Consider the following 15,129-nt stretch of genomic DNA (forward strand, 5'->3'; position numbering starts at 1 on the left):
AAGTGATATCTATGGGGCTCTCCATCATTAAGCACAGTTTAGTGGCAGCATGTTTGTGTTGACCACAAAGCAGAATTATTGCGATAGATAACTACATTACCATCATTTTGCGCAACCAGCCATGCTCCCGGATTACCATGGGTATTTGATGACCATCTGGCACGGTTCAGGTTGTCGTATAACACGAGATTACCATCAGTCTGCATAATACACCTCGTTACAGGCAGACCATGGGTGTTGCTCGACCACAGTGGGACATTAATCTTGTAAAGCACCAGGTTGCCATCACCTTGCATGACAAAAGTGAAGCGATTATCAGGAGATTTTATGGACTGACCACTGGTGAGCTGCTCCCCGGGAAGTAGCTTATCCGGACCGGGAGGAGGAACGGTGGGTGTAGCATACAAAACCTCCATGCCCTTTTTATCATAGAAAGACAGTCCGCCCCAGTTGTTGCCACAGGTGCTTCCATTCATAACAGACGCTCCGTCAGACGTGGGTGTACCCGGAATATGGATGGCGGTAGATTCACCCTGCGACTGCCAGTTGGTATGGCGAAAACCGATGCAATGCCCAATCTCATGAGCTACCAAAAGCCTCAACTGACTCGTACTGGTAAGTCCAAAGTTGATCAAAGTAGTTTCGGAGATGTCAACATTATTAAAAGGTCTTCCGTTTGAAAAGGGGAATCCGGCTCGACCACATACATTGGTTCCAATGGCATTATTCCTCTTAACCACGATATCAGCTGATGATTGGGAATATACCCTTGAAAACTGGATCTCAGTACCTACCGCATTAAAAGCAGAAATGGCGGTATTGACGGCATCATTAAGGTTCAATGTACTAAAGGACGCCTGGTCCAGATAAATTCTGATATTTCTGTAAGCAGGTGCTACTACATAGGTAGAGCGCGCCTGCTCTTCGCGGCCATTGTGCACATCGCCATCAAAATGTGGCTCTTCCTTATAAAAAACGATATCACCTTCAGCTACATAGTGATCGTCATACGCCACAATATCTTCAATGGCTATGCCAGCATCGATAATGCGCCGGACCACGGGGTCATTGGGATCTACAACTCCTGTTTTGTCAGCCTCAGGCCGGGCTTCGAATTCATCGTTACAGCCTGTCATTCCTACTGCAATAAAAAGCAGCAGGCACAGGCCTAGTGCGCTAAATTTTAGTTTCATAATGTTTTTGGTTTAGTTGGGTTATGATTCTGTCGAAGGTGAAGTTAGCCAATATTGGTACCGGAAAACATGTCATTTTCAGACCGGCTCTTGCGCAGGTATGTTAATCGATCAATCTATTTCACCCTTAGATCCACTTAGCCCAATGTTGCGGTTTTAAAGGCCGAAAATGTGTCTTGGGCATTGTTAATAGCGGTTTATATCTTTCTTGGAGACAACAGGTTAAAAAATTTTCAATGATAAACATTGCCGTTATACCAGACCAGAGTGCCGGCTGCCCGGATAATGATATCTACTAAAAATCATCAAGTTTGCGGGATGTGGCTTGTTGTAATATTTTCTAGCCAATATGCCGGGTGAACAGGTTTTTTTCAAACGTCAGGTCTTAGAAGGTACGCATGGACTCTATTGCATTCCTTTGCGTTGAGCCAGAGACTGTATTTAGCCTTTATCACTGCAGGGTAAGCGTAACAACAGCAGACACTGGCAACAGTCTCATGGCTCATGGAGCTTTCAGGCTAGTGCGCTTCTGGCAGGCACTTCCTTTCTGCCTTCCAGGCGATGATAATAGGTATAAGAAACCATCAAAATACCTAGAATGATCAATGGAAATACAGTTTGGAACCCAAAGCCATCAATAACCCAATGGCTGACGCATGCCGCTATAAAATCAAATACAAAACCGGCATACGCCCACTCCTTTAACCTTTTGGGTACAGACGGAATAACTAATGCCAATACACCAAGAACTTTAAAAACAGTAAGCATTACCCCAAAGTATTCCGGGTAACCCAGGTGAGCAATTCCTTCTTTTGCCAGCTCAGTTTGTGAAGTAAGGGCGGGCATTACACCTTCAAACAGAAATATAAAGCCTGTCGCGATCCAGAAAATAATTTTATCCTTTTTCATAGTTGTGTTTTTTATGTTTTGTTGACATTGTAAAGATGGGTTGTAAAACCATAACTTATGAGGGGTAAAAACGGCGTTTGTATGGGGAGGATGCGGCAGGGATCACAAGATCATAGTTCTCACATTAGCTCACCGACGTAAGAAACTATCTCAGTGGCTTCATTAATAGTTAAATTGAACAAAAAACCTTTGATCCTAGGTAATTCCATCACACTGTTTCTGTTGATAAAATCAGGTATTACCCAATTTTTGATGAAAAACTTTTGTTATTAAAGCATTAGATCTAAATCATTCTTTAATACTTGTACATGGGATATCAAGAGCATGTGAAAAAATATTAAAAATATATGCCATACCTTTCATTAGGTATTGCATAATAAGATTTGGAATTATACATTTGCAGCCCCTTAAACGATAGGGGAAATAAATACGGTCTGGTAGTTCAGCTGGTTAGAATGCCTGCCTGTCACGCAGGAGGTCGCGGGTTCGAGTCCCGTCCAGACCGCAGCATAAAATAAAACCAACCCTCCAAGGGTTCGAAACCCTTGGAGGGTTGTGTTCATTCAAGCGACACAACATCCTCCTTTTTTAGTTCCCGGTGCACTTCAACAAACTCCTTTCTCCCTCCAAACCATTGTAGTCCCTCTTCTCTGGCTATTTTAGTCCGTTTTTCCAGTAAATAGCTATGATATGAACTGTGCGGCCAATCTTCGGCATCCGTCACAAAACCATGGTGAATAGGATTATTGTGTATATAGACGATGAGGCTTGTGAAATAAGTGTCGCTCTCCACTGGTTTTCTATTGAAGTTTGGCGTAAAGAGGCTGCCTTTGCGGGTGTAGCGTTTGTTGTAGGCTTGAGTATAGCCGTTGAGCAAATGTGAAAATTGTTTGCTTACTGCCATTGAAAACCCTCCAAGGGTTTCGAACCCTTGGAGGGTTGGCTTTTTCAATTTCAAGAATTCAAGAACCTCCTCTTCATCCCTCACCCTAATCATAAAATGCACATGGTTCGGCATCAAACAATAAGCAAAAGTCTCGGCTATAGGATGAATATATTCTGAATACTTGCTTAGAAAATAACGATAATTCTCGTCTTCCCTAAAAAGATTTTCGCTGCCATTGGCATGGGTATAGATGTGGTAAATTTCCTGGGGCTGTAGCGGGATGGTTTGTTGTCCCATAAGATTTTGAAGCAATTATCTTAAACAAATTCTCAAATGGGGCTCCCTAATTTAGCGCTAAATTGTATATAGTTAACAGCAAATTTAATATTAGGTGCGATTAGAAGTCAACCCCTTTCAAGGGCAAAGCATCTCAGATATTTTATTTCAATTCCTCTCAGGTGCGATTAGAAGCGTTGCAGGGGCTACAAGTGGCGTTGCGGGTGCTGGATTTCAATTCCTCTCAGGTGCGATTAGAAGCTGCAGTGCGACTATCGTACCTTTAATACCTGGCTGATTTCAATTCCTCTCAGGTGCGATTAGAAGGTACCATCGGACATCATTAGTTCGGTATTAGCAGATTTCAATTCCTCTCAGGTGCGATTAGAAGTAATACCCTTCATGCTTTCTAACTATATTATAAGCATTTCAATTCCTCTCAGGTGCGATTAGAAGGATTTGAGTTTGTTCATTGCGTTTGCGTTTAAAAGATTTCAATTCCTCTCAGGTGCGATTAGAAGTAATGAGTTGTCGTAGTATTCAACCTCTCCTGATCCGCATTTCAATTCCTCTCAGGTGCGATTAGAAGTCCTGCCGCTGTTGTTGCTTCTGCCATCTGTATTGATTTCAATTCCTCTCAGGTGCGATTAGAAGGCAGCTAAAAACAGAAGCGTTTACCCAGTTCCCCATTTCAATTCCTCTCAGGTGCGATTAGAAGACCCATTTTCTTATCTGGCTCTGCAAGATTACGTTTTATTTCAATTCCTCTCAGGTGCGATTAGAAGAAAACCAGAACACCTGTAAAAAAAAGTTTTCCACAATTTCAATTCCTCTCAGGTGCGATTAGAAGTCATTATGAATATTATATAAAATAGCATGATAATGATTTCAATTCCTCTCAGGTGCGATTAGAAGAATAGTTGTTTTCATTTTATGAAACATTAGTTTTTCAATTTCAATTCCTCTCAGGTGCGATTAGAAGGATACAATCATAAGTGTCAATGAATTTAAGCTTAAGGATTTCAATTCCTCTCAGGTGCGATTAGAAGTCCTTATATTCCTTAGCGGTCATTGTTTCGCCTTCATTTCAATTCCTCTCAGGTGCGATTAGAAGTTCGATATAATAAGTGTCCGGAAAGTAAGCTCAAATCCATTTCAATTCCTCTCAGGTGCGATTAGAAGCCGGGCTGCTACTCGTAAAACAGGCTCAATTTCCATTTCAATTCCTCTCAGGTGCGATTAGAAGCTTTAAACAGATCATCGGTTATGCTTATAGACGTAGATTTCAATTCCTCTCAGGTGCGATTAGAAGCTGTTTGTACGATCCACAATTGTCTGATCGTAAGCTCATTTCAATTCCTCTCAGGTGCGATTAGAAGTGCCGTCAAAATGATTCTTATGTATGCTTTATCTCTATTTCAATTCCTCTCAGGTGCGATTAGAAGTAACAAAAACTTAGCAGAATACGCCTACGCTCAGGACTATTTCAATTCCTCTCAGGTGCGATTAGAAGAAAGTGATCCAAGACGGATTCAAAACCGAAATTCTATTTCAATTCCTCTCAGGTGCGATTAGAAGTTAGTCAATATATGATGTACGAGTACTAAACATTATTATTTCAATTCCTCTCAGGTGCGATTAGAAGCGATAGTGTTTTTATTGAGGGTGAATGTAAGCCGGACAATTTCAATTCCTCTCAGGTGCGATTAGAAGTACGGCCTCACTTATTCAAACAAGCTCAGAATTTAATTTCAATTCCTCTCAGGTGCGATTAGAAGCCGTTAGGCTCAAGAGTAAAAATCGGCTCATTTCATAAATAAAACAACATGTCAAAGAACTTATTTATCCCTCTAAATCGTCTACCTCTTATCATATAATTTATACGGGGGTTAGACGACACCAACAACTAACTGATTTACAATAAATTAAAATCAATCCAAGATATGTACGACATGGATTCAGGGTGAAGTACACCAGACCGACGACTAAAGGAAGTTATCTATTTTATTTTTTTCATCGCCCACCACCTCTTTGTCCAGCCAGCGTTCATCTTTGCTTTTGAAGATAATCAGGCTATCGGTGTCTTCCATGATGCTTTTGGCCTCACTTTTAAGTCTCTTTAGCTTAACTTCGGAAAGCTCTCCTTCAAATACGGAGTTTTGGATCCAGTGCAGGTATCGTCGGCATAGTTTCAGCATCTTACCTACGCGTTTTTCATTGATATCGTACATCAGGATCACATACATACTACCACCATGCTCTAAAGGGTTTGTACTCTTGCGTACCTATCATATGGTTACACAACTTGTAGCATTCCAGCTTGATCAGATGCTTATAGCTGACATGCCGACCCAGGCTGCGATGCTTGATGGTCTGGTTTAGTTTTTCTTCCCAGGTTTTCAAAAAGGCCTTTTTACCACCTTCCTTTAGCGTTATCCGGCCAGTACCCTCATGAAAATCCGAAGCTTTAAGTTGCTGTTTGTTCAATACGGAGAAAATAACCCTGTCTACAAGCATGGGCTTAAATATCTCTGCCAGGTCAAGTGCCAGGCTAAACCTTCTGGCTCCCGGCTCATGCAAGAAACTGATGGTAGGATTGAGTTGGGTGTGATAGATCTGGTCAAGGCAGATGGTATAGCATAGCATGTTGCCGAAGCTGATCAGGCTGTTGACTTCATTTTTGGGAGGTTGCTTGCTCCTGCCCTCCATCTTCAGCTCTTTTAATATTTCATCAAACCCCACATAATAGCATTGGCGGATGTTGCCTTCGATACCCATGAGCTCAGCAATGGCATTGGCACTGTCTATACTCTCGCACCACAAATCCATGGTGTCGATGCAGGCAGTAAGCTCCTTGCCGCGCGTTTGGTAGTATTTCAGGTTTCTCAGCATATTGGCGGCACCGCCTTTAACAAATGATTTTGCAATGGCAAGCCTCTTTTTATGGGAAAGGTAATGTTGGGTCTGGCTCACCTGTAGTTTACCGGCAAGCAGATATTCTTTGGCGTAAAAGCTTCCGGTATAGTGTTCATAATAATCAAAGAAATGTACATTGATTTGTTGTTTACCCAGAAAGTTATACAAACTAGAATTGGCATCCAGGCTACCGAAAATAAAGAGGTCTGAGACTGACTCCACAGGGATATACTTCGGCATAAGTTCCTGACCACTTTCATCTACCGGGGTAAACTTCAAGGTATTATCACGCCGGCTCAGCCGGCCGGGGTTAAAGAGGTAATATGTTTTTTTCATCCACTTGACACATAACCCTCCAAGGGTTCGAAACCCTTGGAGGGTTAGTTAATAAATATTGGTTACTCCACCCAGCACAAATCAAAATAGCTACACTTCTTGCAAAAGCTTTTATTAATCCGTTTGGGTACCATATCATCTTTTACAATCTCTTCTATATGCTTTTCGGCTTCTTCGAGCTTTAGTATGTCATCTTCAAAAAGCTCAACATGGGTTATTTTCTTTAATTTGGGGTACTCTAAAATGCCGGTAGCGCCTTCAATTCCTGCCCGTAGAAGCAGCAGCAGGTAGTACTTTACCTGCCACTCATGGGCCTCTTCTACTTTGTTGCTCTTCTTGATCTCATGCACAACACGATTCTTCTCATCATAAAAATCTATTTTGGCACCCGCCAATTCCAGCTCGGTAAATTTGGCTGCACGCTGCGGGTAGCTGGTCTCATGAATAAGGTTACCTTCGTCCACCACTGAAGAGGTATGCTCCATCTGTATACCCTGGCTAAAAAGCCAAAGCTTGCGATGGCAGATGTGGTAGTAGTTGATGTGGGTGGCGGTGATGTTCATTCTACTTAATAACCCTCCAAGGGTTTTGAACCCTTGGAGGGTTTTGAATTTCAAACACTACACTACGGCCATCTGGTTTTCATAACCAAAAGCAGACATAAGATCAATTAATTTTTGCTCCGCCTTTTTAAGAGCATCAGCAGTTTCCCCTTTTGTCTGGATATATCCACCTGCTTGTAGCGTGATAAAAGATTCAACGCCTTCAAGGTGTTCATCAATAATTGGATCTGCTTTTTTAGAGTCTTCTTCAGAAAGCTTGGCTCGTATACTTCCTGCCACAAGATTAGCGTTATCACTAATAGCGATAGCCAAAGTATCCATCAAACTGAATGTTCTTGACTGGTTAGAGGTTATTCTCCAGTTGATTATTGAATGGGCAAGACCTTTGATCCACTTTTCACGAATAGCTTTTGGAGCAACCAGACATGGGCCAAATACATTTTCAGAATTAACCCACCCCTCAGATTTAAGTTTTTCAATGGTTGAATCAGTCATTTCAGGTTCAAATGAATTAATACTTACTGAGAAGAGCCTGCGTAAGTCAATGGCTATGTCAAATACAAAGAGCCCTGTTGCCCTTCTATTATCAGGAATCCATTTCCTGCTCAAACTTCGATCCTTGCCTTCAAGAAAAGTTACAATATCCTCAGCACTGAGTTCATTTCCTTTTTCGTCTCGAACGATCACTTTATTGTTTGGTCTATCACTTCTATCAAACGAAGCATTTTCAGTGTCCATTCCCGCTAACAAAGGATGCAGGGCACGCATTGCAGATATTGAGAGGGGACTGCGCCGTTTGAGTGTTCTATCTTTTCCTCCTTTTGCTGCCTTCATCCAGCCACCAAACAGTTGGTCGGCATAGGCAGGGTCACATGTACCGTAGACCTCCCCCTCTTTAAGTTCTTTTTGTTTGGTAACATCAAAAAGAAATGTTGTTGGGGAAGGAACCTGATTAATTGCTTCACATAGCGAATCAATCATGGATCGCTTTACCTGCTGACCACTAGAAAATGGGATTCTCCGAGCAAATTGGTTGTCATAATAATATTTTTGGCCATCTGATACGTTAAATACGGTATGTTCTGCCCTCTTTAGAGTCCTTATATAAATGGTATTCATTATGTTATATATTTAAGATTGCTGTTCAACGTAGGCATAATCGAACTTCAGAAGTGTGCAGAAGTATCCATACTCTTCATTAGTCATCAGGTGCACCTCATCCTTTAATTTTTTAATCGTAATTAAGTCATCCCCTTCGAGGTCTTTCACCATTTTGGTCAATGCTTCTATAAACCCCCTTTTAGAAGGCGAAGCAAACAGTTCCTTTTCAATGAGGGTTTTTCGATCCAGCTTAGTTCCCCCAGACCTATACTTCTGAATGGTCTTCGCCAACTCTAATGTATAGTCTTTAATTTCTTCTTTGTTCTTTGATAACATAGCCATTAACCAGGTTTTATATGCTTGATAATTAATTAGATCTTCATCTTTTTTGAATGAAAGGTTTTTCCCTTCTTTTAGATATTTCTTAAGTCCTTCAGGGCGTAGCGCCAAAAGACCAATACTTCCCAACTCACAAGCTCGTTTGATATGCATTCCAAACAAACTTTCAAACTCTTTGGGGTTCGAATACTTCCCGCCAAATAATTGCTTATACACTTCCTTAATGTCACTACCAGATTTGAATTGAAAAGGTATAAATCCAATTGTCTTATTGGTTTGTCCAAACCCATAAACATAGCCCATCATTTCAACTTTGAAGAATTGTTGCGAAAGACTGAAAAATAGTTGAGACCAATTCACTGTATTTACCTCGGCCAAGGAGGCATCTACTTTGAAAATCCCTTGCTGAGTCAGTTCAAACAGATCAAAATCTGAATCATACTCCTGAGGATTCATTGAATAGCTTAACCATTGTCCGTTCCATGTATTGACCTGATTGCCTCTTAATTTTTCTAAAGTGGGATCATTTAAATACTTCCTGTAAACCTTCCAGCCTTCAAAGGTTTGAAGGGTAATCGCAGGGTTATCAAAAAGAATAGTAAAGCCTCCTGCAACCCCAATACCCAACCCACTTCCTATCCATGACAAATACACTTCTTCCTCATTTACAGGTATAGCAAGGTCACTAACAAGACCGGAAGTACTGGCATATTCTTTTGACTCTGAAGCTGGAAACCCCAGCGCAAAACTGGCATCCGGAACTTCTTTATTTGCCTTTTCATAGAGTGCTTCAAGCTTCTCCACTCTTTCCACGTCATTCAGTAGATGAGGCTTTTGACCTGACCTCATTTGTACAAATGGAGAATTAGTTACCCACTGCATGTATTTTGGGTAATTATAAAAAAGCTGCCAATACTCCTTTTCAAAAAACTCTTTTGGAGAATATGTTTTGCCATACTGTTCATTGTAAGCATTCAAAAATGTTCTTCCAACTACTGATGTGATCATAGCATTTGCAGGTCTGGGTTAAACTGATTTTCCTTGATTTTGGTCACCATTAAACCATACTCCGGATCATAAGCATGATCAGGTATAGGAAATGGCCTATTACCTTTCTCAATTGGCTTTATATGCCGAACGTAATTATAATAAATGGGTATTTCCATTTCCAGGCGATGCTCATACAACGCTTCCTTTTTCACATTCTGGGAATGTAAGTATTCTGACAGGTCACTCTCTACTATACAGGTCACTGAATCTATCTCCAAGAGCTTCATCAAAATAGGATCTCTGCTATGAATCAACTTCTTTATAGATATCAGACCGTTAGATTTGAAAATGGAAAGCTCCTCAATATTCAAAAAATCGATTGAAGGAAACACCCTATCAATTTTCTCTTGCAAGCTCCTCTCCTTTAAAACTTCGCCATTTGGCAGAACCTCAAAAGACCTTTTTAGTATTTCCAAATCATAGGGTTTGGCATCCTTATCATTTTCAGGAGGGGCAATTACATAAATAGCCTTAAGTACATCAATTGTGTTCTTTGACCGCTTGCGATTAATACGCCCAAAACGCTGTACCAAAGCATCTATAGGGGCACACTCCGTAATCATCAAATCAAAGCTGATATCCAGACTTACCTCCACAATTTGTGTAGAAACCACAATACATGCGTCGTTACCTGTATTGAATCGCCCTGCTGAATTGCCATCGTCATCAAGCCCAATGAGTTCCTTTTCCTTTTTATTTCTATCACCACGTTTAAAGCGGCTATGAAGCAAAAGAATATCAACGTCCGGATATTGCATTTTCAGCAATTGATAAGCTTCCTGAGCCTTGGCAACTCGATTACAGACCACCAACACTTTTTCCTTATTATCAATAGCTTTGTTAATCAGTGGATTAGCCTCATCTAACGTTTGAAGCTTATGAATGACATGCCGATCAAACTGATCCATTTCTTCATTTGATAGCTTCACTTCCAAAACATCATCTCCCAGCAAAGCCGCTATCTTTTGGTATAATGCCGAAGGCATAGTTGCAGTGCCAATATGTATACTGCAATCAATTGATTTCAGTATCTCAACCAGCTTCAATACAATGGCTTGAGATATACCGTTGTAAGTATGTATTTCATCAAGAATAATGTCACAACCTCTTAAATCGAGAATTAACGCCTCATACCCTTTCATGCCAAAGGCAATAGCAGCTAATTGATGTGGGGTTAATATCTTAATAGAGGAACCAAACAAAGGTTGCAAAACAGCTTCTTCTTCAGCCCCACTCCTCTTCACTATACTGGAAGATGCATGCAATACCCGTATATCCAGATCAGGGTTGGTTTCCCGCAAATCTTTATGCACACGCTTATACATAGCATTGATCGATGCCTGAAAGGGCAATGTGTAGAAGACCCTTCCATGTGTACGCTTAAAAAGAAAGTCCGTTTTACCTGCCCCGGTACAAGCAACTACTATTGTGTGTTTCTTTGAAGATGAGGTGTCCTTGCGTGACAGTGGATAAAGCTCATCCGTACGGTTAAAAAAACTTAAATCAGGTTTTATAAAAGCTTTTTTTAGGTAATGATCTGTATCATCAATTAAAGCGGAGGCAAAATGATCTGCTCCCATCAGAAGTCCGCGCCATTCTGAATAACCTTTTTCTTTTGTTTTCCTTTTACAATAATCAATAGCCAGGGCAAGGTTGTTACGGGCAATTTCCTCATCAAATGGCTTACAGTTTATTCCCAGTTCCTCTAAAACATTAAAGGCATCTGGGCTCCATTCTTCCCACTTTCCAACATGAAAATCCTCATAGTCATATCCATTCTCAAGATCAAGCAGCCCCTTATCGCCAGCATCATAGCGTACAGATTTATGATGTCCTGCCACCATTTCTATTAAAGCTGGATGTTCTTTTTCAGGAAAGACAGACAAGAACAGAAGAGATGAGATCTCGTGCCGAAGAACGCTATTGTTAGTGTCTTTTTCTTTCAACCTTTTTTGGAATCGTAAGTGAGCCTTTCCTATATCATGAAGAATGGCTCCATGATAAGCAAGAAGTTCATCCATGCCCAGGTATCTGGCAAAAGCGCGTGCTGCACTGGCAACATGTAAAAGATGGTCTTTTAATGGTGTCCATTCAGGGGCCGATTTAGCAAAAATCTGTTTCATCAGTACACGTTTACAGGTTGGCCTACTACTCTTATCCATCCATACATAGGCTGCTGGCTTACCCGATGATAACCTACCAGAAAGGATTTATCTTTCCTTTCAAAAACCAGTTCATAACCGGCAAAAAGCTCATCATTATTTTGAAACTGTTCATCGGTTGTTTCAATAATCTCTTCCGGAAAGAGTATATCTTCATTTCGACAAAGACAAATATGCTGCGTACAAGCATCCTCGGCATCTTGTAATGTAGCAAAAGCAATATGCAATACAGGATTATGCAGAATACCCCTTATAAGCACTGCTGTTGGTCTGTCAAAAAGGTACTGCGATCCTTTTCGGGTAGAGTTCCATCCTCTTGTCTGTATAACTTCCTGCTGACTTGTTATTTGATCATATGATAGTCGGTGCCCAACAATTTTCTTTATTCCCTGCTCCTTCAAAAGTTGAGGAAACAACTTCTTTTCCATTCCCTCTACAATAGAAGGAGTTAAAAACTGCTGGCTGAAGGTTTCGCTATCCCGCACCGCAGTCCAGGGCTTAATAAAACCGAAAGGGCCGGTATATTTGACAACATAATATTTCATCACTTATCTAGTTTTCCACCATACCAAACCCCATACTCCCCTTCTCGCCTAACCCTACATTCCATATAAATTCATGCACCTCCACGGGGGCCGTAACCTTACAGTCAAAGAGCCAGCCACGTACATCTGTTGCTTCCTTTGTGAGGGCTTTAACTTTAATCAATTTAGATTTGGGCTTCCGACCTAAGGTTTGAATGTCAATGTCCATTTCACCACCATTTGAGTCTCCCACATAGGAAGGCACGTGTTGTGCTGTCTCAAACTTGGTTTTGAGGTTCTCGATCAATCGGGGTATAAATTCAGGATCCTCCGGAGGGAGATACTGCCCATGGGCTTCTCCGTCTCGCTTGGGGCGAGTAATACAACAAGGGGAGATCAGGCGATAAGACATGATTTCTTTAAAGTCTGGTGTAGCAAGTATGCGAATCTCCTTTACCTTTAACTGTACACTATTAATACGATCACCTATAAATATTTCATTGTTCATAAACAGCCCCTTCACAAAAGGCTCAGCTATTTCTGGGAGGTAAAAGCTCACTGTCAGGCTAATCTCATGCCCCAGCAATTCAAAAACTCCCCGATCCCAATGTGCCTGGTAGGGCTTAAGATTCAATGGACTGAAATTAAAAAACTTAAATTTTCGGTTGCCTTCACCGTACCCTTCGTTGTGAAGAAACTGCGCAAATTCCTGATTGGCCTCTCCTATGCGTTTGTATATCCAGCTACTAATGTAGTACTGATAATCAACCGGTAAGAATTTATCCCTTTGCGGAAGTGAAAATAAAATTTGAAAGCGCATCTGTTAGTATGGGTTAACTTATTTCCTGACTTTGTCTGCACCTAAAATAGATATAAACATCAGGAGTATCGTCTTGACTTTTCCGAAAGGCCAGGTTTACTTTCCGAACAGCCACTATTCCTTTGTCAGGTTTATAAAACAAGGTACAGCAGTTTGCAAAATGACCAATACATTAACGCTTGTCAATACCCAACCTTGGGTATTTTTAAGGTAGCCGCCAGACTACTTTCTAATAAATTAAACGGATCATCTGAATTTGAAATGAGCTTTAAAAGAAAAGGGTGAGCCGAAACCCACCCTTTTATAATTATGGAGTTTCCTGTATGATAGGATCACCCTCATCTTCTCCATCTCCGGTACCATCCGCCTGTCCATTCAGCACATCAATCTTTGGTGCATCTGCATTTACCGGTTTTACATCATGGTCTTTGCAGGCCGCCAGACTAACCGTTAGTACTATGACAGCCATCAGTTGTTTAAGTAGATTTCTCATTGAATCCTCCTTGTTTTTTGGCTCCGGTCATACCCATATGGCAGACCGGAGCAAATGGAACATTTGTTTTTAAATACTTTCTTTGTCAGGAAGAAGAAGGAAAGAGTATCCAGATAAAACCGGCCTTCCTGTACCAGTGTAGCTTTCATCTCAATCCTTTATGTCATACTTGTTTTTCTACTTATGGCTCGTTCCAATCCTTGATCGAAAACCTGACCTCATTAAAAGTGTAATCGCTTGCCATGCTGCTAATGTATTTCAATTCCTCTCAATTACGATTAGCAGCTCTCCTGTTTGTGAAGCCTTACTAGAAAATGGTAAGGGCTTCAGCAATAGTATTAGCAATTGCAAACGTAAATCATTAGACTCGGTATTATCAAAAACCTCTATGAGCAATACTCACTGCTCCCGGAAAGCGTACAAATAAGTGTCTTGTCCTAAATAATCATCTGATGTCTTCGGAAGATAGCAACGGCTCCAGATACGGCGTGCTAATCCCGAATGGCATACTTTTCTTCCCATGTTTCAAAGACAGTATTAAAGAATTAGCCCGGGCGGACGCCCTATTTCATCTTAGGGTCTTAGGACCGTTGCGCTAAGCCTAAGACCAGATTAGAGAAGCTTCTAATGATCACCACATATCCTCAGTGATTACAATGTTAAACAACTGCTCTCCGTCACTGCCTTCGTAGTAGTATTGAATCGTGGTGCCAAGCTCTTTAAAAGTGGTCATGTCAGGGTTGTTCTTTATGGCCTCTATAATCATGGCTTTTAGGTTTTCTTCCAAAACAGCTAAATCCGTATTACTTTTATCAATATTGGATAAGGTATACCGGTACTGGAAATTATTATCGGGCAGAGCAGTCGCACTATCCAGCCTTGTCTGATCATCAATTAACATTGGACACTGCTCATTAACTTTTGCTGCCGCATGTTGCAGTATTTCATCGGTTGACGGCCCGGCGAAAAAATAATTGTACACTAAAAAGAAAGCTACAGCTCCTATAACTACCCCTACAATGGATGGAATGTTCTTTTTATTCATAAGAATTAGTTGTTATCCGTTACCTTTATTTTTCAAGCTTGATTTTCTTTGTGTTCTCATAGCGGAACAAATCCAGCGCTTTTAGTTCTGCCGCAATCTTTTCTTTCCACTCTGCAACCTTTTGCTCGTTTCTTCCGCTCTCGGTTTCTCTCGCCATATTCAGGCGAAGCTCAGATAGCTCGGTGGCAATTTCATTGTTAAGTTGATCTACAATTCCCATCCCTTTGGCTATTTGCCCCTTGTTTTCCAGTAAACGCTTTCTGAATTTTCGGGCCTGTATTTCCGAGAGATCAAATTGCATTTGCTGATACTCGATTATCTTTTCAACACTCACTACTCCGGTGGTATCTATCCAGGAGGCATTTCCTGAAAAAGCATTGGTGATTGAAGTTTTTCTTCATAAAGTCAAATCCACCAACAGCGTGTTTCATGTAGAATTGACCAAAAACGACATCACTATTTGCATCACTGATCTTTATTTTAAAATCATCAACGCTCAGCCTGTCTTCCGCACTC

14 protein-coding genes, 1 tRNA gene and 1 CRISPR repeat array are annotated in these 15,129 nt (G+C 41.0%); of the genes, 1 reads left to right on the forward strand and 14 read right to left on the reverse strand.

The features are described 5' to 3' along the window. Positions 1-38: 38 nt before the first annotated feature. Together LVD17_RS04800 and LVD17_RS04805 are read right to left on the reverse strand one after the other, a co-directional pair. Positions 39-1,193, reverse strand: a complete 1,155-nt coding sequence (locus tag LVD17_RS04800) for a M57 family metalloprotease (RefSeq protein WP_233765106.1) — start codon at positions 1,191-1,193, stop codon at positions 39-41. 513 nt (positions 1,194-1,706) lie between these two features. Beyond that, positions 1,707-2,102, reverse strand: a complete 396-nt coding sequence (locus LVD17_RS04805; RefSeq protein WP_233765108.1) for a DoxX family protein — start codon at positions 2,100-2,102, stop codon at positions 1,707-1,709. 431 nt (positions 2,103-2,533) lie between these two features. On the opposite strand from LVD17_RS04805, the gene LVD17_RS04810 reads away from it, so the two are divergent. Beyond that, a tRNA-Asp gene (locus tag LVD17_RS04810) sits at positions 2,534-2,607 on the forward strand. Positions 2,608-2,661: 54 nt separating this feature from the next. On the opposite strand, the gene LVD17_RS04815 is transcribed toward LVD17_RS04810, so the two are convergent. From LVD17_RS04815 to LVD17_RS04870, 12 genes are all read right to left on the reverse strand, one after another. Beyond that, the gene (locus LVD17_RS04815; protein ID WP_233765110.1) at positions 2,662-3,285 is read right to left on the reverse strand and encodes a transposase; all 624 of its coding nucleotides are present in this window, start codon (positions 3,283-3,285) and stop codon (positions 2,662-2,664) included. 144 nt (positions 3,286-3,429) lie between these two features. Next, positions 3,430-5,042: a CRISPR direct-repeat array (repeat unit 30 nt; unit sequence ATTTCAATTCCTCTCAGGTGCGATTAGAAG). Positions 5,043-5,249: 207 nt separating this feature from the next. Next, positions 5,250-5,510, reverse strand: coding sequence for a CRISPR-associated endonuclease Cas2 (gene cas2 / locus LVD17_RS04820; RefSeq protein ID WP_155171387.1), 261 nt, complete (start codon positions 5,508-5,510; stop codon positions 5,250-5,252). 1 nt (position 5,511) lies between these two features. Then, on the reverse strand, positions 5,512-6,516 hold the full coding sequence (cas1b, locus tag LVD17_RS04825) for a type I-B CRISPR-associated endonuclease Cas1b (protein WP_233765111.1): 1,005 nt from the start codon (positions 6,514-6,516) through the stop codon (positions 5,512-5,514). Positions 6,517-6,578: 62 nt separating this feature from the next. Continuing rightward, positions 6,579-7,079 carry a CRISPR-associated protein Cas4 gene (gene cas4 / locus LVD17_RS04830; RefSeq protein ID WP_233765112.1) on the reverse strand — a complete coding sequence of 167 codons (501 nt, stop codon included), beginning with the start codon at positions 7,077-7,079 and terminating at the stop codon, positions 6,579-6,581. Between the two features lie 57 nt (positions 7,080-7,136). Further along, a complete protein-coding gene (locus LVD17_RS04835) occupies positions 7,137-8,198 on the reverse strand; it encodes a CRISPR-associated protein Cas7 (RefSeq protein WP_233765113.1) in 1,062 nt (353 codons plus the stop codon). Between the two features lie 12 nt (positions 8,199-8,210). After that, positions 8,211-9,527 carry a hypothetical protein gene (locus LVD17_RS04840; RefSeq protein ID WP_233765114.1) on the reverse strand — a complete coding sequence of 439 codons (1,317 nt, stop codon included), beginning with the start codon at positions 9,525-9,527 and terminating at the stop codon, positions 8,211-8,213. Beyond that, positions 9,524-11,692 (reverse strand): CRISPR-associated helicase Cas3', encoded by a 2,169-nt coding sequence (cas3, locus tag LVD17_RS04845; RefSeq protein ID WP_233765116.1) that lies wholly within the window; start codon positions 11,690-11,692, stop codon positions 9,524-9,526. The genes LVD17_RS04840 and cas3 overlap by 4 nt, the downstream gene beginning before the upstream one ends. Beyond that, positions 11,692-12,276 (reverse strand): hypothetical protein, encoded by a 585-nt coding sequence (locus LVD17_RS04850; protein WP_233765118.1) that lies wholly within the window; start codon positions 12,274-12,276, stop codon positions 11,692-11,694. Before LVD17_RS04850 ends, cas3 begins: the two co-directional genes overlap by 1 nt. 7 nt (positions 12,277-12,283) lie before the next feature. Further along, positions 12,284-13,075: a CRISPR-associated endoribonuclease Cas6 gene (gene cas6, locus LVD17_RS04855; RefSeq protein ID WP_233765119.1), complete on the reverse strand. Its 792-nt coding sequence runs from the start codon at positions 13,073-13,075 to the stop codon at positions 12,284-12,286. Between the two features lie 307 nt (positions 13,076-13,382). Further along, positions 13,383-13,568 carry a hypothetical protein gene (locus tag LVD17_RS04860; RefSeq protein WP_233765120.1) on the reverse strand — a complete coding sequence of 62 codons (186 nt, stop codon included), beginning with the start codon at positions 13,566-13,568 and terminating at the stop codon, positions 13,383-13,385. Between the two features lie 631 nt (positions 13,569-14,199). Further along, entirely contained in the window at positions 14,200-14,613 is a 414-nt protein-coding gene (locus LVD17_RS04865) for a DUF8479 domain-containing protein (protein ID WP_233765121.1), read from the reverse strand. Positions 14,614-14,638: 25 nt separating this feature from the next. Next, complete coding sequence (locus LVD17_RS04870) at positions 14,639-14,947, reverse strand: hypothetical protein (RefSeq protein WP_233765122.1); 309 nt, start codon at positions 14,945-14,947, stop codon at positions 14,639-14,641. Positions 14,948-15,129: the final 182 nt, after the last annotated feature.

The organism is Fulvivirga ulvae (genome assembly GCF_021389975.1).
GTDB lineage: Bacteria > Bacteroidota > Bacteroidia > Cytophagales > Cyclobacteriaceae > Fulvivirga > Fulvivirga ulvae.